The organism is Saccharopolyspora dendranthemae (assembly GCF_007829955.1).
Classification (GTDB): Bacteria; Actinomycetota; Actinomycetes; order Mycobacteriales; family Pseudonocardiaceae; genus Saccharopolyspora; species Saccharopolyspora dendranthemae.
In genome coordinates this window covers 501,970-517,792 of record NZ_VIWX01000005.1, presented here as the reverse complement: position 1 = coordinate 517,792, position 15,823 = coordinate 501,970, and the positions used below count along the sequence as shown (strand labels likewise).

Annotated in this window: 17 protein-coding genes and 1 pseudogene; 9 read left to right on the top strand and 9 right to left on the bottom strand. The window is 69.4% G+C overall.

Translation table 11 applies throughout. The features are described from left to right. Positions 1-63: 63 nt before the first annotated feature. Complete coding sequence (locus FHU35_RS24135; protein ID WP_145743595.1) at positions 64-369, bottom strand: hypothetical protein; 306 nt, start codon at positions 367-369, stop codon at positions 64-66. A 48-nt stretch (positions 370-417) separates the two neighbouring features. Here FHU35_RS24135 and FHU35_RS24130 point away from each other — a divergent pair, with 48 nt between their 5' ends. The 4 genes and pseudogenes from FHU35_RS24130 to FHU35_RS30500 form a co-directional block, all read left to right on the top strand. Continuing rightward, positions 418-1,224 carry an MBL fold metallo-hydrolase gene (locus FHU35_RS24130; RefSeq protein ID WP_145743593.1) on the top strand — a complete coding sequence of 269 codons (807 nt, stop codon included), beginning with the start codon at positions 418-420 and terminating at the stop codon, positions 1,222-1,224. 267 nt (positions 1,225-1,491) lie between these two features. Continuing rightward, positions 1,492-2,049, top strand: coding sequence for a YbaB/EbfC family nucleoid-associated protein (locus FHU35_RS24125; RefSeq protein WP_145743591.1), 558 nt, complete (start codon positions 1,492-1,494; stop codon positions 2,047-2,049). Continuing rightward, positions 2,046-2,375 (top strand): WXG100 family type VII secretion target, encoded by a 330-nt coding sequence (locus tag FHU35_RS24120; protein WP_246110537.1) that lies wholly within the window; start codon positions 2,046-2,048, stop codon positions 2,373-2,375. The genes FHU35_RS24125 and FHU35_RS24120 overlap by 4 nt, the downstream gene beginning before the upstream one ends. Before the next feature lie 26 nt (positions 2,376-2,401). Beyond that, positions 2,402-2,776: pseudogene (locus FHU35_RS30500) on the top strand (WXG100 family type VII secretion target); the annotation flags it as partial. 44 nt (positions 2,777-2,820) lie between these two features. Here the strand turns inward: FHU35_RS30500 and FHU35_RS24110 are convergent. Continuing rightward, complete coding sequence (locus FHU35_RS24110; RefSeq protein ID WP_145743587.1) at positions 2,821-4,485, bottom strand: hypothetical protein; 1,665 nt, start codon at positions 4,483-4,485, stop codon at positions 2,821-2,823. A gap of 652 nt (positions 4,486-5,137) precedes the next feature. On the opposite strand from FHU35_RS24110, the gene FHU35_RS24105 reads away from it, so the two are divergent. The 3 genes from FHU35_RS24105 (at position 5,138) to FHU35_RS24095 (ending at position 7,666) form a co-directional block, all read left to right on the top strand. Beyond that, complete coding sequence (locus FHU35_RS24105; protein ID WP_145743585.1) at positions 5,138-6,715, top strand: DNA/RNA non-specific endonuclease; 1,578 nt, start codon at positions 5,138-5,140, stop codon at positions 6,713-6,715. After that, positions 6,702-7,142, top strand: coding sequence for a hypothetical protein (locus tag FHU35_RS24100; protein ID WP_145743583.1), 441 nt, complete (start codon positions 6,702-6,704; stop codon positions 7,140-7,142). Before FHU35_RS24105 ends, FHU35_RS24100 begins: the two co-directional genes overlap by 14 nt. A 92-nt stretch (positions 7,143-7,234) precedes the next feature. Beyond that, positions 7,235-7,666, top strand: a complete 432-nt coding sequence (locus FHU35_RS24095; protein WP_145743581.1) for a hypothetical protein — start codon at positions 7,235-7,237, stop codon at positions 7,664-7,666. Between the two features lie 87 nt (positions 7,667-7,753). On the opposite strand, the gene FHU35_RS24090 is transcribed toward FHU35_RS24095, so the two are convergent. Then, a complete protein-coding gene (locus tag FHU35_RS24090; protein WP_145743579.1) occupies positions 7,754-7,945 on the bottom strand; it encodes a DUF397 domain-containing protein in 192 nt (63 codons plus the stop codon). Then, positions 7,942-8,796: a helix-turn-helix domain-containing protein gene (locus FHU35_RS24085; RefSeq protein WP_145743576.1), complete on the bottom strand. Its 855-nt coding sequence runs from the start codon at positions 8,794-8,796 to the stop codon at positions 7,942-7,944. The genes FHU35_RS24090 and FHU35_RS24085 overlap by 4 nt, the downstream gene beginning before the upstream one ends. An 80-nt stretch (positions 8,797-8,876) precedes the next feature. Between FHU35_RS24085 and FHU35_RS30455 the strand changes: the two genes are divergently transcribed. Further along, positions 8,877-9,161: an HC3 family zinc finger protein gene (locus FHU35_RS30455; RefSeq protein ID WP_145743574.1), complete on the top strand. Its 285-nt coding sequence runs from the start codon at positions 8,877-8,879 to the stop codon at positions 9,159-9,161. Then, complete coding sequence (locus FHU35_RS24075; RefSeq protein WP_145743572.1) at positions 9,158-9,340, top strand: hypothetical protein; 183 nt, start codon at positions 9,158-9,160, stop codon at positions 9,338-9,340. Before FHU35_RS30455 ends, FHU35_RS24075 begins: the two co-directional genes overlap by 4 nt. Positions 9,341-9,426: 86 nt before the next feature. On the opposite strand, the gene FHU35_RS24070 is transcribed toward FHU35_RS24075, so the two are convergent. The 5 genes from FHU35_RS24070 to FHU35_RS24050 are packed head-to-tail and all read right to left on the bottom strand — an operon-like array spanning position 9,427 to position 15,632. Beyond that, positions 9,427-10,065 carry an aspartate/glutamate racemase family protein gene (locus tag FHU35_RS24070; RefSeq protein ID WP_145743569.1) on the bottom strand — a complete coding sequence of 213 codons (639 nt, stop codon included), beginning with the start codon at positions 10,063-10,065 and terminating at the stop codon, positions 9,427-9,429. An 11-nt stretch (positions 10,066-10,076) separates the two neighbouring features. Continuing rightward, positions 10,077-11,444 carry an MmgE/PrpD family protein gene (locus FHU35_RS24065; RefSeq protein WP_145743567.1) on the bottom strand — a complete coding sequence of 456 codons (1,368 nt, stop codon included), beginning with the start codon at positions 11,442-11,444 and terminating at the stop codon, positions 10,077-10,079. Beyond that, positions 11,441-12,721, bottom strand: coding sequence for an MFS transporter (locus tag FHU35_RS24060; protein ID WP_145743565.1), 1,281 nt, complete (start codon positions 12,719-12,721; stop codon positions 11,441-11,443). Before FHU35_RS24060 ends, FHU35_RS24065 begins: the two co-directional genes overlap by 4 nt. Positions 12,722-12,774: 53 nt before the next feature. Next, the gene (locus FHU35_RS24055; RefSeq protein ID WP_145743563.1) at positions 12,775-14,241 is read right to left on the bottom strand and encodes a dihydroorotase; all 1,467 of its coding nucleotides are present in this window, start codon (positions 14,239-14,241) and stop codon (positions 12,775-12,777) included. After that, the gene (locus FHU35_RS24050; protein ID WP_145743561.1) at positions 14,238-15,632 is read right to left on the bottom strand and encodes an FAD-dependent oxidoreductase; all 1,395 of its coding nucleotides are present in this window, start codon (positions 15,630-15,632) and stop codon (positions 14,238-14,240) included. Before FHU35_RS24050 ends, FHU35_RS24055 begins: the two co-directional genes overlap by 4 nt. Positions 15,633-15,823: the final 191 nt, after the last annotated feature.

Below are 15,823 nucleotides of genomic sequence, written 5' to 3'. Positions count from 1 at the left end.
ACTCGTCGTGTGCGCGGGAGAAAAGTCAAGCACACGAACGCGCGGGAACCGCCGAGGGCCGCCTCAGATGAGGATCCAGATCACGACCGATTCAAGCAGGTAGATCAGCGTGCACCAGAGGGCGATCCACAGGCCCCGGCGCACCGGCCGCTCGGCCGCGCGGAGGAAACCGGCGAGGAACGCGACCAGCACCACCGCCACCGCACCGGCGATCAGCCACAACCCGGCACCCAGCGCGCAATCCGGTTGGGGGCAGATCGAACCGGGCCCCCCGATCAGCACGGGCGACAACGCGCTGTTGGCGACGAGCAGCGCACCTGCCCCGACGGCGGTCGCGAGCAGCGCGGTGAGGGCGGCGAGGAAACGCATCGCCGAAGTCTCCCAGAGCTCGCCCGGCGGCCCCACTAGGCTGCACCCGTGAGCAGCGCGGACGGGACCTGGATCGAGGTGGCGGAGCGGGTTTTCGCACGTCGTCACACCGAACTCGACCTGACCGCGGGTCTGGTCGTCGGCGACGAGGCCGCGCTGCTGATCGACACCCGGGGCGATCACCGGCAGGGCGCGGAGCTGGCCGAGGCGGTCGGCCGGATCACCCGAGCTCCGCTCCGAATCGCCCTCACTCACGGGCACTTCGACCACTGCTTCGGCACCGCGGCCTTCCTGCCCGCACCGGTCTGGGCTCACGAGCGCTGCCCGGCCCACCTCGCCCGCACCGCCGATGACCAGCGCGAGCAGTGGGTCGCCCACTACCGCACCACCGGCGACACCGACACCGCCGACGCCCTGGCGGCCTCCTCCCCGACCGCACCGGACCACCTGGTGACCGACCGGGTCGACCTGGACCTGGGAGGCAGGACCGCGCAGCTGCGCCACTTCGGCCTCGGTCACACCGATCACGACCTGGTCGTCGCGGTCCCGGACGCCGCGGTGGCGTTCGCCGGTGATCTCGTCGAGCAGGGTGCTCCCCCGGACTTCGACGAGGCCCACCTCGACCGCTGGCCCGCCACGCTGGACGCGATGCTGGCGATCGGTCCTGAGATCGTCGTACCAGGACACGGCGCCCCGGTCAGCCCGGAATTCGTCCGCACGCAGCGCGACGAGATCGCGGAACTCGCGAGGATCCGCGAAGAATTCCTGGCCGGCCGGATCACCCGCGACGAGGCCGTTCACCGCTCGCCCTACCCAGCAGACACGACCTCGACGGCCCTGTCCCGCGCATTCTGATCGCGAGCATCGAATTCCGCGTCCTCTTCAACCAGCCGGGGCGGGAGTCTTGCCTGCTGAACCACTCGTGCCGACCCGAACGTCCGAGCCGACCGATGCTCCAAATGGAGTCAATCTGGCTGGACATGGCACCGATTCATCTGCTTCGCCGTCAATCTGAACATGTGCGGCACCGAGTAGATTCTCCTTCGGGCCGTCTCTGGGGAGGCGGGGCCGGGTTGCCGGTGGCGCCGTGGGTTCGACGAGCAGCGATGGGTGGGAGCCGAGATGTCTGGGCGGGATGACTTCGGGCGCGAGGAGAAGGCCGCGCGCAACGCCGCTTTGCGGAACCAGATCGACGACATGCTCGCTGACCTGCGCAAGCGGACCGCGGACATCCAGGACAAGCAGGAAGCCGCCGCCGCGCAGACCTTCGAGGCGTCCTCCGACGACGGCATGGTCACCGTGCGGGTGGACGCCACCGGGACCGTGCAGGAAGTCAGGCTGTCGGACAAGGCGTTCGAGCGCACCAACCCGGAGAAGCTGGCGCGCACCATCACCAGCGTGGTCCGCGAGGCTTCCGGCATCGCGCAGCGGAACCTGCAGAGCACCTTCTCCGCCGAGGCCGACGTGTCGAACGTGCCCGAAGTCCCCGGCATGCCGTCGCTGCAGGGCCTCATCAACAGCGGACCGCTGGTCGAGCCGCCGGACCCCGACGCCGAACGCGCGCGCCGCCGCAGCGAGGAGTCCCAGCAGGGGCGCGCGGCCGCTGCGCCGCAGGTGCGGTCCGGACCTGACGACTGGGACGACGACTGGGAGAACAACCGCCGAGGGGGCCGCCGATGAGCGGCAAGATGCGGATGCAGCCCGAGGAGATCCGCTCGGGCGGAAAGAAGATCGGCGACTCCGGCGACGACCTCGACCAGGTGCTCAGCACGCTCAAGTCCTCTTTGGACGGTGAGGGCGAGTGCTGGGGCGCCGACGAGGCCGGCAAGGAGTTCGGCGGCGACTACACCAAGGGCCGCGACAGCGTCTTCGACACCTTGAAGAAGGTCGTCAAAGCGCTCGGCGACATCGACGACAACCTCAAGGCCACCGCCGACGACACCGAGTCCGGCGACGCCGACTCCGCCGGCGGCATCGGCAAAGCCGGCTCGGACATGCCTCGGTAGGGAGTGAACTTCACTTGAGCATCGAGATGCCCGACGAGGTCAAATGGCTGCTGCCGATCGTCGTCGGCCAATCCTGGCCCGAAGGTGACGAAGACGCGATGCGTCGGATGGGCGACGCGTGGCGCACCGCCGCCGAAGGAATCACGAGCGTCCAGGACGCGGGCAACGCAGGCGCGCAGCAGGTCAACTCCGCGATGGAGGGCGAGACCGGCGAAGCCTTCACCAAGCTGTGGAAGGACATCGGCGCGAGCGGCGACTCCGCTCTGCCGAAGCTGAAAGAAGCGTGCGAGAAGCTCGGCAAGGCCTGCGACGACGCGGCGCTCGACGTCGAGCACACCAAGCTGACGATCATCGCCTCGCTGATCGCCCTGGCGATCCAGATCGCCGCGATGCTCGCCGCCGCACCGGTCACCTTCGGCGCGTCGACCGCCGGTGTCGCCGCAGCTCAGGGCATCACGCGCGCCGTGGTGCTGCAGATCTTCAAGCAGCTGGTCTTCAGCATCCTCAAGAACGTCGCCATCGAGGTCGCCACCTCGGTGGCCATCGAGTTCGCGGTGCAGGGCACGCAGATCGCGATGGGCAACCGCGACGGGCTCGACGGCGGCAAGTTCAAGGAAGCCGCGATCAGCGGCGCCATCGGCGGTGCCGTGGGCGGCGTCTTCGAGGGCGCGGGCAAGGCGTTCGGCAAGGGCGCCGGTGACGCCGTCGGCGATGCCGCCGGGGACGCCGCGGGCAACGCGGGTGCGGCAGCGGGCCGGGCGGCGGGCGACGCCGCAGGCGGCGCGGCCGGTGAAGCCGCCGAGAGCGCCGCGAAGTCCATCGGCAAGGAAGCCGTGAAGGAAGGGGCCCTCGGCGCCGCGGAAGGCGCGGTGGGCAGCGTCGCCGAGCAGGCGATCATGGAAGGCAAGGTCGACTGGGGAGACGTCGGCACGGGCGCGGTGTCCGGCGGTGCCACCGGCGCGGGCATGGGCGGTCTCGGCGGTGCCAAGGACCACTTCGGCGGCGGTGGCATCGACGTGCCCGACACCGACGGCGGTTCGTCGAGCAACGGCTCGTCCAGCTCGTCCTCCGATTCCAGCACCTCCAGCTCTTCCGGTGATTCCTCCAGCTCGTCGTCGGACTCGAGTTCGTCGTCGAGTTCCAGCAGCTCGTCCGATTCGCCGAGCTCGTCCTCGGAGTCGGGCGGCTCGACCTCATCGGATTCGGACTCGTCGGCGTCCTCGTCCGACAGCGGGCCCTCCAGTTCCGGCTCTTCCTCCGGAGATTCGGGCGGCTCGTCGCCTGATTCGAGCTCCGGGGGTTCCCCGGACTCCGGCGGTTCTTCGGATTCGGGCGGATCGAGCACGAGCTCCTCCGGCGGTTCCTCGGACGGCCCGTCATCTGCCGGCGGTTCAGATGGCCCGTCGTCCTCCAGTTCCTCGGACAGCGCGTCGTCCAGCAGCTCCGGCTCGTCGGACAGCTCGGCCTCCGGTGGTTCTGAACCCAGGTCGTCGTCCGATGCGGGCTCGTCGGGTCCGGAAGCGCGATCGTCCTCGGACTCGCCGTCCAGCGCGCCGGAGGGCGCTTCTTCGAGTTCGGATTCCCGTTCCGGTGCGGACAGCGCACCGTCCGACAGCGGTTCCACCACGAGTAGCGGGCACTCGCCCTCGCCGGACTCGGGCGGCTCATCCCAGTCGAGCGGCGACAGCGGCGCTTCCACGCGGTCTTCCGATTCCGACGACTCCGGTTCCCGTGATTCTTCCGGCGGCGGAGGCGCTTCCGGTGCCGGCGCGGCCCACGCGGGCGGCGGCGGATCGTCTTCCTCCGGCTCGCACTCCGGTGGTTCCGGCGGCGGTTCGTTCAGCGGCACCCTGCCGAACGACTCCGACCGCGCGCCGAGCACGCCGGCGAGCACGTCCGCGTCCAACGTGGACGCTCCGGCAGCACCGGCGGCTTCGGCAGCACCAGCGGCCGGCCCCGCCCCGGCAGCACCGCGCGCCGACCAGCCGGCCGCCGGCGGTGGCGGTGCGATGGGCGGCGGCATGGGAGGTGCCCCCGGCGCGGGCGGCGGTGCTTCGACGCCTTCCGGAGGAGGCAACCGCCCGGGCAGCGGTGGCGGTTGGACCGGCACGTCCGGTTCTCCCGGTGCGGCAGCTCGCCCGGCGGGCGGCGATGCGGGCCCTCGCCCGGACACGTCCCGTCCGGCAGCCGCTTCCCGAGGTCAGACGACCCCGGACGCCCCTTCCCGCCCGAGCACCAGGCCCGACGGTGGTGTCCCGCCGCAGCGCAACCCGCAGGGCCCGAGCGCCACGCCCCCGAGACCGGATGCGACTTCGCCGCGCCCGGATTCGTCGGGACCGCGACCGGGTCAGCAGCGGCCGGACGGACCCGGGCAACGTCCCGACGGCGCGAGCCAGCGACCGGACGGTCCCGGTCAGCGGCCCGATGCTTCGGGGCAGCGACCCGACGGTTCCTCGCCACGTCCCGATGGTCCTGGTCAGCGACCGGACGGGACGAGCCCGGACGGCAACGGTCAGCGACCTGACGGAACGAACCAGGACAACGGCCAGCGTCCCGACGGCGACGACCCGAACAGCTCGCGCCCGGACAACGACGGCTCCGACCCGCACAGCGACTCCGACGGAAAGCCGCACGGCCACGACGATTCCGGTCAGCCGCAGGACGCCGAACCGGGAACGCCGGAGCGCCAGGACCAGATCGACGAAGCCGAGTCGACCCGCCAGGACACCCCGGCCGGCTCGTCGTTCCACAGCGACCCCAACATGCAGGACCTGGCCAACCGGGTCCCGGACGACGGCGTCCACCACACGGTCGACGCCCACGCCTTACCCGACGGCCGCGTCCGCATCGGCGACAACACCTTCAGCGCGAAGGAATTCGCCGACATGCTCCGCCGCGACCCCAACTTCGACGGCACCAAACCGGTCCGCCTCCTGTCCTGCGACGCGGGAACCAGCGGCCTCGCCCGAGACCTCGCCAACGAACTCGGCACCCCGGTCACCGCACCCACCGGACTCGCGTGGTCTGACGGCAACGGCAGGGTCTTCTCCTCGGACATGGGCCCCGACGGCAGGCCCGGTTGGCCCCCGAACGGCGGCTGGAACACCCACCACCCCGACGGCACGGCCACCCCGGCCAGCAACGACGGCTTCCACCCGACCCGAGATGGGAAGAGCCCGGGCGAGGCTCCGGAGGACGCGGAGGCTCGGGGCAAGAGGGCACCACGCGATACGGACAACACCGATGTCGATTCGAAGCCAAGCACCGTCCCCAGGCCGGACGCGGACGGGAATTGGCCATCGAACGTCGACGGCGTCCCGCTCGATCCGATTCCGACTCCAACCACGTATTCGCCCGGCTCATCCGAATTCCACGAGCGGTTCGTTGACTACGACCGTCCGGATCACCCCGGATACCGTGACCGAGTCAACGTTGATCCGCCGGAGCAGATCCAGCGCAACAAGACTCCACACGACGCCGATGGACCGTTCGAGGTCGACCCCAAGACCGGTAGGCCAATTCTGGACGACCAGGGCAATCCCATCCCAATGGACCCCAGCGTGCCCACCGCACTCCGGGGCGAGCAGCCCTTGGCAGCGAGCACCGCATACCAGGTCGACCACGTCAACGGACTGCGGACGACGTTCTTCACCGACGAGAACGGACAAGTGAAGTGGGTGGAAGCAGACGCTGGCAACAAGCCCACTGACAGAGCTTCCGACACCCCTGGCAAGCACTTCAACCCGGACCTCGGGTATCCACTGGTCCCAGGCGCCAGCTATCGGGTCAACCACCAATGGGATTTCAGCGTCAATGAACATGGCCGCACCGAGGCGATGACCGGATCGCCGAGTTTCCCTGGTTCACGAGATCGCTTCCGGGACGACAACGGAGAATTCTCCGCGCAGGGCAGATCCGGACGCGAAGGCAGCCTCGCTCACCCCGAGGCGAAGGACGGATACGCGGGCGGCCATCTCGCCGCGAACGAAATGGGCGGACCGGGCGAATACATCAACATGTATTCGCAGATGGCAGCCTCCAACAGCGGCAACAACAATGACGGCTGGAACAACCAATCTTCCTGGCGAGCCCAGGAAGAGGAGCTCGCGGCATATCACAACCCAGAAGCAGGGCGCACCATCGAGCAATATCAGGTGCGCATTGACGAACGCGATTCCAGCGGCACCGCAACCCAGGCGACCATGCGTTGGCGAGAAGTGATTTTCGATCCGGAGACCGGGGCCGTGCAAAGCGAGCACGTGAGAGAGCGCCAGTTCGCCAACGTTCGGGAACGGGTTAACTTCCAAGACGACAGGGGTGTGCGGAATGGCCAATCCTGAACTGATCGTTGCGCGTATCGCTGAAGCGCTGCGCCAAGCGGCCCCCGCAGGTTGGTCCCGCATCAACTCAACGGTACTGATGACGAGTTCAATCCAGCAGTTCGATCTTTCCGTGCGACTGTCCGGAGGAGGTTTCGCGCAAGTGGAGACTCCTGTGGCAGCAAAGCAAGATTTCGTGAGTCTTCGCAGTGAGATGTACGAGTTCGGCAGGGGAGCCTGGTTCTCGTCGTCGCTCCAGCTGGAACCGCCTGCACACCAGGAGATCAGCTACAACTACGAAGAGCTCCCCGACTGGCGGCCTCCGATCCCACCCATGGCATTCGTCCAGGATCTAGCTGATTTCCCGCGAGACGACGCTTCAGTCCCCCACTGGCTGAGAGCCAAGATCGCAGAAGTATCACCTGTTCAGGGCGGCACCAACCTGTAGAGATGACAAGGCGCCCCACTCACCCCAGCAACAAGTACCGTTGAGGGCGATCGACCGCGATGCCAGCCGCACACGATGCCAGGAGCACCACCATGACCGCACCACTTCAGTTGTCGCCTGAGCAGCAGAACGAGCTGCTCAGCGACCTGACACTTCGGCTCGTCGAAGCGCTCCCGGAGCAGGGTTGGACCAAGCTCGTTCTCGAGTACCGCCATGTCGGCAAGCACATCCAGACTTCCGTTGGACTGATCACGGAGAACAACGAGATCCAGCACTGGGATCCGCCGGCGTACATCTGGCGCTACTTCCAGACGTTGCGCCACGGCATGTACACCGAAGGACAGGGAACCTGGTTCTCCATCCAGTTCACCGTCGACCAGCCTGACACGTATCGGGTCCAGTACAACTACGAGGTCGAGCCCAAGTGGGGAACCCCGTCCGCAGAGGAGTTCCAGGTTGACCTCGAACGCTATCCGCGGACCGATGAGCACATGCCCGCCTGGTTCCGCGAAAAGATCAGCTAACTTCCGGAAAAGCGTGAAAGTGCCGGATCTCGGTCGGAAAGTGCGGCGGCGGCCCCGACCGTAGAGCCCGGGGCCGTCGCCGTCTGATCAGTCGTTGAAGCGGTCGGACTTCACCGCGTCCAGGAACATCGCCCACTGGGTGGGGTTGGCCGTGAAGTAGCCGCCCTCGCGGTCCTTGGTGTCGCGGACTGCGGCGGAATCGCCGAGGCGGCCGACCTCGACGCAGCTGTCGTTCGGGTTGGAGCGGGACGACTTGCGCCAGTTCGTCGGTAACTTCATGACTGGGGAATCCCTTCCAGCTTTTTCGCGATGTCGCTCATGAGATCAGCGGATTCTTCAGGACTCATGGCCGTCGTGGTCAGGGTATCGAGCGCTTGCCGGTAGGCGTCGACATCGGTGGTGTCGTACAGGAACACCGGACCTCGGTAGTGCTCGAGGTGGACTGTAGGCGCAGCCTTGGCGAACTCGTACAAGATGAACGAACCGTTGTGAGCCAAAGTCCAGGTCCGGACCGAGGACGGGATCACTCGGATGTCGATGTTGGGTTGCTCAGCGAGGGCCACGAGGTGCTGGAGCTGTTCCAGCATGACCGCTTCACTGCCCATCGTTTCGCAAAGCACGCGTTCTGCGATCAAGCCGATCGCTGCGTCTTGGGAGTACAACGCCTCACGTCGCGCCATCCTCATCTCAATCCGCACTTCGCGTTCGTCGGGCGGCACCGTCGACATGATCTCGGTTGCGTACGCGCGCGTCTGGAACGGCCCCGGCACGACCAGCGGGGCGACATGCGTCGTCCGCGTCGCTGCTCTGTCGTACTCGGAGAGTTCGATCAGGTGGGAGTGCATGCCTGAGCGGCTGTCGGCGACGAGGTTGGGTTCTGAAGCCGTCTTGGCGAACTCGATCAGTTCGTCGTAGCGGTCGCCGGTCACTCCGAGAACGCCGAGCAGTCGGGCCACGTAGGCGATCTCCGGAGTCCGCTCACCTCGCTCGTAGCGGGACACCGTTCCCTGCGCGAGACCTAGCTCGGCGCCAAGGTCCCTCACGGTCATTCTCGCCTTTTTGCGCAGGTCGCGAAGCTCGGCTCCGAGCAGGCGCGCCTTCGGGGTATTGCGTTCGGTGGCTCCGACCATGAGCCAAATCCTAGGTGTGGATACGTGCTGGTCACACCGCTCGATCTAGCGATTGATCATTTGGCCTCGGAGCCAGAATTATGACTCCGAGTCCAAATGGTTTCTCTCCGCCACAGAGAGGTCGCTCAATGTACAGTCCGCTTCCGTTTCGCTGGACTCCTGGCGATGGTCAACGGCATGCCACGCACCATCCCGTCGAGGCCGGGTCGAGTGCCGAGACGTTGTGCGGCGCGCGCGTCACGGCGTCGTTCGACGAGATGTCCTGGTTCTGGAGCACCTGCCCCAGGTGCAACGAGGCCGCCCATGCGCTCGCAGGCGTGCCGATGCCCGGTTCCATAGGGGCTCACCCGGGATCAGCGCCATGACCGCGCAGTTGGGCCGCAAGCTTCGAGCTGCGGCGATCGCCATCGACGCCACCACACGGAACGTGGAACTGGATCGCCATGAGTCCGACGAGCTGGAAGTCCTCGCGCGCGTCTGCGACGAGCTCGCTCGATCGCTGAGAGTCGGAATCACCACGGTCGACGGCGCGGTCGAGAGCTGAAACTCCGGTGCCGACACCGAAAACTTCCCCCGGCGGTGTCGGCACCGGTACCCGCCTGACCGGCGCCAAATGTCGGTTTGCGCAGTTCAGCGTGGCTGCAGTGCGGCTAGGACGGCGAGGCCGGTGCGGATCGGGTCGAGGACCAGCGGGAGGTCCGGGTCCTGGGCCGTCGTGTCGACGGCGGAGCAGCCGTTGACCACTGCCGTGACTCCGGCGTCCCGGGCCGCGATCAGGGCGGGGCGCATCGCGGCGGCCCAGCGGTCCGGGTCGGTGATGTCCTCCACGGCCAGGTCCAGGACGCTGACCTCGTGGAACGAGGAGTCCCAGCCGTAAGCGGTGATGCGGTCGCGGAGTTCGGCCGCGATCGCCTCGTTGCGGGTGATCGCGCCGATCCGGTGCCCGGCGGCGACCGCCGCGCCGACGGTCAGCCGCAGCAGGCCGAGGGCGGGCCTGCCGCCGAGCGCACCGCCGTCGGCGGGAACCGCGGGGTCGAGCACGCAATCCGGGAGCACGGCGTCGCACTCCGGCGCGTCGGACAGGGCTGCGGCGACCAGCTTCTCGGATCGGCGCACGTCGTCGGCGGTGTTGAGGGCGCGCGGACCGTCCGGGGGCAAGTCGGTCAGCACGACCTGGACTTCCGCCGGGGACAGCGCGTTGTAGCGGGCCTGGCGGCGGGCTACCTCGGCAGCTCCGACGGCGATCGGGGTGACGGCGTGGATCAGCATGCGGTTCCTCCTCATCGGAAGCGGATCGCCGAACCGAGCGAGCGCAGCAGTTCCCCCGCGTCCGCCGCGCCCGGGAGCTCGGCGAGGTGGTTGCGGGCGTCCGCGACCACCTCGGGGGCGCCGAGCAGGTCGCCGAGGACGCGAAACCTGTCGTCGGCGGTGAAGGGCTGGAAATCCGCGTCGCCGACCGGGTTCGGGCGCTCCTCGACGTGCCTGCCGCCGGGCGTGTCCACGGTGACGCGGACCGGGCGCTCCGCCGGTAGCCGGGCGTCCAGGTCGGGCGCTGCGCGGACGGTGATGCGCCGGGCGAGGTCGGCCGTGAGGGGATCGGCCAGCGCGGTCTGCGACAGGTCGGCCGGGACGACGTGTCCCCGGAGCAGGGCGGTGGCGACGACGAAGGGCAGCGAGAACATCGCGGCCAGCGGCGTCGGCCACCTCGTGCGGTCGAGCTGCGCACCCAGCGAGTGGATCTCGACCAGCACCTCGCCCGCGTCGCCGTCGATGCGCTCCCGCAGCGACAGCGCCGCGTCGACCGCGGCGTGGGTGAACGAGCAGGACGAGTGCTGCTTGAAGTAGCCGCCGAGGACTTCCCAGCGCTCCCCCAGGCCGTCGTCGAGCGCGGCCGGGTCGAGGACGCCGAGCAGGTCCCCGAGCGATTCCGCCGCCACCCCGGTCAGGTGCCCGGTCCCGGAGGCGGCCAATCGCGCTGCGGCCAGGCCGGACTGGTTCGACGCGCCCACCCAGGCGTCGCGAACCGGGTTCCCGTCCAGCGCCGCGGAGAACGGCCCCGCGATCGGCAGACCGCTCGCGGCGTCGATCGCGACCGCCGCGTCGTCACCGCTCAGCCCCAGGACGCGGGCGCAGCCCGCACCGGCACCGGCCACGCCCCAGTTGCCGTGCGGATGGGTTCCCGGCCGGAGCCGGGTGGCACGACCGAACCGGGCGGCGACCTCGTAGGCGACCAGCAGCGCGCTGCACAGGTCGGCACCCGTGGTCGCCGCTCGCGAGGCCAGGGCGAGAACGGCCGGAAAGCCGTGCGCCGCAGGATGTCCGCCTGCGAGCCGGTGCCCGTCGTCGAGTTCGAGCCGGACCGACGCCGTGGCGTTCAACCACGCGGCCGCGTCCACCGCGACCGACCGGCCGGTCCCGAACAGGGGCGCCGGCCCGGCCGGCGGGTCCCAGGCGTCGACGAACGCCCGCTGCGCGGGTTCGCGCGAGCCGAGCGCGGTGACCGCCACGGCGTCGACCAGCACGGTCAGCACCCGTTCCCGGACCTCGTCCGGGACGTCGGACCAGCGCAGCTCGGCCGCCCACTCGCCCAGGTGTTGCACGGCGCCGCGAACGCGGTCCTGCCGGGATCCCCGCTCGGCCACGGTCATGCCCCGCTCGTGACGGTCGCGGATTCGGAGCTCTCGACGCGCTCGCGCGGCACCAGCAGCATCAGCAGCGCACCGGCCACCGCGAGCCCGGCCATCACGACGAAACCGCTGGTGAAGCTCCCCGTGCTGGACACGATGAAGCCCATCACCGAAGGCGCCACGATCCCGGAGGCCGCGAACGCCGCGTCGGCGAATCCCGCCGCGCTGCCGGGCTGGTCCGGGGCCGCATCGATGGAGGCGACCCACCAGATCCCGCCGGTGATGAAGCCGAACCCGACGCCCAGCGAGATCGAGATCAACGCGACGGTCAGGGTGGGCGCGATCGCCAGCGGCACCAGCGAGCACCCGGCCAGCAGCAGCGCCACGCCCATCACCGCGAACCTGCTGCGGATCTTCGGGCTGCGCCGGTAGACCCGGTCGACGATCACGCCGCCCGCCAGCGCGCCCACGATGCCGCACGCCCACGGCGCGATCGAGAACGCGCCGGCCTGCTTGACGCTGAGCCCGTAGGCCTGGGACAGGAACGACGGCAGCCAGTACATGAAGCCCCAGAACATGAAGCCCCACGCGAAGTAGCCGCCCGCGACCACCCACAGGTTCCGGTTGGTCAGCAGCGGGCGCCACCGCACCGGCGCACGACCCGAACCGGCCTCCGCCTCCTGGTCCGAGGCGATCAGCGCGCGCTCGGCGGCGTTGACCCGCCGCGATTCCTGCGGCAGGTCGCGCAGCAGCCAGCTCGCGAAGACCGCCCAGACCACGCCGAAGACCGCCAGGGTCCAGAACATCCCGCGCCAGCCCGCGAGTTCCATCAGCCCGGTCAGCAGCGGACCGGAGATCAGCAAGCTGCCGGAGACCGCGACACCGCCGCACAGCGCCAGGGCGACGCCGCGCTCGCGGATCGGCAGCCAGCGGCTGACCGTCCTGGTCGCCGCCGGGAACGCCGGTGCCTCACCGATCCCCAGCAGCAGCCGGATGATCAGCAGGCCCGCGAACGATCCGGCGACGGGGATCAGCGCCGTGGTGACCGAGAACAGCGCGACCGCGGTCAGCAGCACCCGGCGGCACCCGAACCGGTCCACCAGCGGCCCGGACAGGAACGCCGCGACCATGTAGCCGACGGAGAAGACGGAACTGATGATCCCGTACTGCGCGGTGGTGATCCCGAAGGCCGCCTCCAGCGGTTCGACCGCGTAGGAGACCGCGCTGCGGTCGATGTAGTTGATGACGATGAGGCTGACGATCAGCCCCAGCGTCACGAAGCGGAACCGTGTGCTCATGGTGGATTCCCTCGAATCGGCACGCTCTCACGCGAGTTGTTCAGGAGCGGGGATCAACGCCCCGTCGGGCGGTGCAGGTAGGTGCCTCGCGGTTCGCCGCGCACCTGGCCTTCGTCGAAGATCCGCTGTCCCCGCAGGAACGTCGTCTCGACCGTCGAACCGATCTCCATGCCGCGGAAGGGCGTGTACTCCTGGGTGGATTCGGAGTCCGCCGGGTCCACCACGAAGGAGCGATCCGGGTCCACCAGCGCGATGTCGGCGTCGAAACCCGGTGCGATGTCGCCCTTCGTGGGCAGTCCGAGCCTGCGGGCCGGGTTGGTCGACACGAGTTCGGCGACGGTCGACATCGGCAGGCCGCGCTTGCGGCCCTCGCCGACGAGACCGGGCAGGAGGTATTCGGTTCCGCCGAACCCGGACTTCGCCGAGAACACGTCGTCGGGCTGCTGACCGAACTTCTTCTCCTCGCGGCAGCAGGCGTGGTCGGACACGACCCAGCTGACGTCACCGGCGAGCAGGTGATCCCACAACTTCTCGACGTCGGCCCTCGGGCGCAGCGGCGGGTTGACCTTGCCGCCGATCCCGTCGGCCGTGGTGACGTCGGCGAGCAGGTGCCCGATGGTGACCTCCCGCCGGAAGTCGACGTGCGGGAAGGTCTTGGCCATCAGCATCGCGGCCTCCATCGCCTTCGCCGACGACAGGTGCAGCAGGTTGATGGTGGGCAGCCCGGTCTCGTGCGCGAGGTAGGAGGCGATGGTCACCGCCAGGCCTTCGGAGTGCGGCGGGCGCGAAGCGCTGTAGGCCTCCAGCCCGGACAGCGACCCCTCCTCCTCGACCAGCCGCGTGTAGGCGGTCATGATCTCGGCGGTCTCGCAGTGCAGGGACAGGGAGATCTGGTCGGCGATGTCCGGATTCGCCTCGCGGGCGGCCTGGATGCCGCGCATCACGAACTCGAAGTGGGCGATGTCGTAGCGCTCGCCCTCCGGGATCATCAGGAAGTCGCTCTGATCGGTGGAACGTCCGTGCAGGCCGTGACTCCCGTAGAACATGAAGATCTTGAAGGACGTCACGCCGTGGTCGCGCACCAGCGACGGGATCTCGTCGATGTGCGAGGACTGCATGGGCGCCAGGTGGAACGCGTAGTCCACGTAGGACTTCCCCTCGGCCGCGGCGAGCACCTCCGGGAAGACCTCGGAGTAGGGGCCGCCCCGGTTCAGGTAGTACTGCCCGGTGCGCATGTAGGTCAGCGAGGTCGTCACGCCGCCCTGCGCGCACGCCCGGCTCTCCGTTGCGGTGTCGTCGGACAGCGGGTTGTAGATGCCCCAGTGCTGGTGGGCGTCGACGACGCCCGGGAACGCGAGCTGTCCGCGTCCCTCGTGCACCTCGGTTCCCTCCGGAACGGCCAGCCCGGGGCCGACTTCGGAGACGACGCCACCGGTGACGGCGATGTCGGCGGCGACGGGCTCGCCGCCGCCGGGGCGGACCACGCGAACGTCGCGGATGATCAAGTCGGGCCGGGTCATCGTGCACCTTCCGGAGTGAGGGGGCGGGTGGTGGCGCGCGACCGGGCGAGGTGCCCGGCGGCGAGGTAAGCGAGGCCCAGCGCGGGCAGCAGGCCGTTGCCGGCCAGGTAACCGGCTGCGCCGTGGCCGGAGATCCCGGCGGCCGCCCCGCCGGACGCGTAGAGCCCGGGGACCGGGTCGCCGGCGGGGTCGAGGACGCGGGCGTGCTCGTCGACGAGCAGTCCGCCCTGGGTGTGGAACAGCGCGGGGATGATCTCGACGGCGTGCAGCGGTGCGACGAGCGCTCGGGCGGCGGTCCGGCCGAACCGGTCGGCCGCCTCCCCCGCTGCGACCCCGGCCAGCGCGTCGAGCTCGGATTCCAGCGCCTGGGGCGGAACTCCGATCGTCGCCGCCAGTTCGGGAGCCGAGTTCGCGGTGCGCACCGCTCCTGCCGCCAGGACGTCCTGGTAGTCGCCGAAAGCGCGGCACAGCCCGTCGATCCGCTCGTCGAACACCAGCCAGCCGCGCCCGCCGGGACGGGCGGCGAGCGCGGCCGCGTATTCGGAGTAGCCGGTGGTCTCGTCGCCGAACCGGCGCCCTTCGAGGTCGACGACGGCTCCGCCGTGCATCACCGCCGTCCAGGTCACCAGGGTTCGGGCGGACGCCGAGAGCGCGGCGTGGCCCTGGTAAGCGTCCAGGAAGCCCGTCGCAGCGCCGAGCTCGCGGCCGATCCGCAGCGCGTCGCCGCGGGAGTGCTCGCCGCCGTGGTAGTGCGCACCGGCGATCTCGGGCAGGTGCTCCGCCACCAGCTCGGCGTCGGCGCCGTAGCCGTTGGTGGCCAGCAGCACCGCGTGCGCCCCGACCTCCTCACGCCCGCCGTCCGGGGTTTCGACGGTCGTGACCACACCGCCGTCCGGCCTGGTCACGACATCCGTCAGTCGGGCGGGAACCATCAGGTCGACCCGTTCGCTGCGCTCCGCGGCGTCGATGAGGTGACGCAGCAGGGCCGAGCCGTGCCTGCCGGGCAGGCTGTGCACCCTGGGCGCCGAGTGGCCGGGGTAGGTGAAGTCGGTGGGCAGCTCGATCGGCATCCCGACGTGGTCGGCGAGCCACTCCACGAGTTCCGCGCCGACGTCGGCCAGCGCCGTTGCGACGCGGACATCGGCGCGACCACCGGTCTTGCGCGCGATGTCGGCGACGAACCGCTCCGCCGAGTCGTCGACCCCGGCCGCCGACTGAAACCGCGAGCCCGGTCCCGGAATCATCGCGGTGGACATCGACGTGTTGTTGCCGCGGCGGAAGTTCGGATCGGAGTCCACCACGAGCACGTCGAGACCCAGCTCGGCAGCGCGGATCGCGGCGGTCAGTCCGCCACCGGCTCCCGCGACCACCAGGTCGACGTCGAACGTCATCGTTCCTCCTCGTCCCAGCCCGACGATCTTCGTTCCGCTACACGGAACACTCCGTCCGGCCGTTCGGTGAGGTCGATAACACCAGGCGTACTGTTCAAAAGCAAGAAGTGCGGCGAAACTTCTTGACAGGCCGCTGGACAGGACCACATTCTTGTTCCGTCCAGCGGTACGTACGGCAGGAGGAGGGCCGC

Excerpts from the sequence above, each read along its gene's own strand:
- FHU35_RS24095 (WP_145743581.1), top strand. The coding sequence starts at position 7,235 with ATGACCGCACCACTTCAGTTGTCGCCTGAGCAGCAGAACGAGCTGCTC.
- FHU35_RS24100 (WP_145743583.1), top strand. The coding sequence starts at position 6,702 with ATGGCCAATCCTGAACTGATCGTTGCGCGTATCGCTGAAGCGCTGCGC.
- FHU35_RS24075 (WP_145743572.1), top strand. The coding sequence starts at position 9,158 with ATGACCGCGCAGTTGGGCCGCAAGCTTCGAGCTGCGGCGATCGCCATC.
- FHU35_RS24105 (WP_145743585.1), top strand. The coding sequence starts at position 5,138 with ATGCAGGACCTGGCCAACCGGGTCCCGGACGACGGCGTCCACCACACG.
- FHU35_RS24085 (WP_145743576.1), bottom strand. The coding sequence starts at position 8,796 with ATGGTCGGAGCCACCGAACGCAATACCCCGAAGGCGCGCCTGCTCGGA.
- FHU35_RS24055 (WP_145743563.1), bottom strand. The coding sequence starts at position 14,241 with ATGACCCGGCCCGACTTGATCATCCGCGACGTTCGCGTGGTCCGCCCC.
- FHU35_RS24060 (WP_145743565.1), bottom strand. The coding sequence starts at position 12,721 with ATGAGCACACGGTTCCGCTTCGTGACGCTGGGGCTGATCGTCAGCCTC.
- FHU35_RS24090 (WP_145743579.1), bottom strand. The coding sequence starts at position 7,945 with ATGAAGTTACCGACGAACTGGCGCAAGTCGTCCCGCTCCAACCCGAAC.
- FHU35_RS24065 (WP_145743567.1), bottom strand. The coding sequence starts at position 11,444 with ATGACCGTGGCCGAGCGGGGATCCCGGCAGGACCGCGTTCGCGGCGCC.
- FHU35_RS24135 (WP_145743595.1), bottom strand. The coding sequence starts at position 369 with ATGCGTTTCCTCGCCGCCCTCACCGCGCTGCTCGCGACCGCCGTCGGG.
- FHU35_RS24050 (WP_145743561.1), bottom strand. The coding sequence starts at position 15,632 with ATGACGTTCGACGTCGACCTGGTGGTCGCGGGAGCCGGTGGCGGACTG.
- FHU35_RS30455 (WP_145743574.1), top strand. The coding sequence starts at position 8,877 with ATGACTCCGAGTCCAAATGGTTTCTCTCCGCCACAGAGAGGTCGCTCA.
- FHU35_RS24125 (WP_145743591.1), top strand. The coding sequence starts at position 1,492 with ATGTCTGGGCGGGATGACTTCGGGCGCGAGGAGAAGGCCGCGCGCAAC.
- FHU35_RS24070 (WP_145743569.1), bottom strand. The coding sequence starts at position 10,065 with ATGCTGATCCACGCCGTCACCCCGATCGCCGTCGGAGCTGCCGAGGTA.
- FHU35_RS24120 (WP_246110537.1), top strand. The coding sequence starts at position 2,046 with ATGAGCGGCAAGATGCGGATGCAGCCCGAGGAGATCCGCTCGGGCGGA.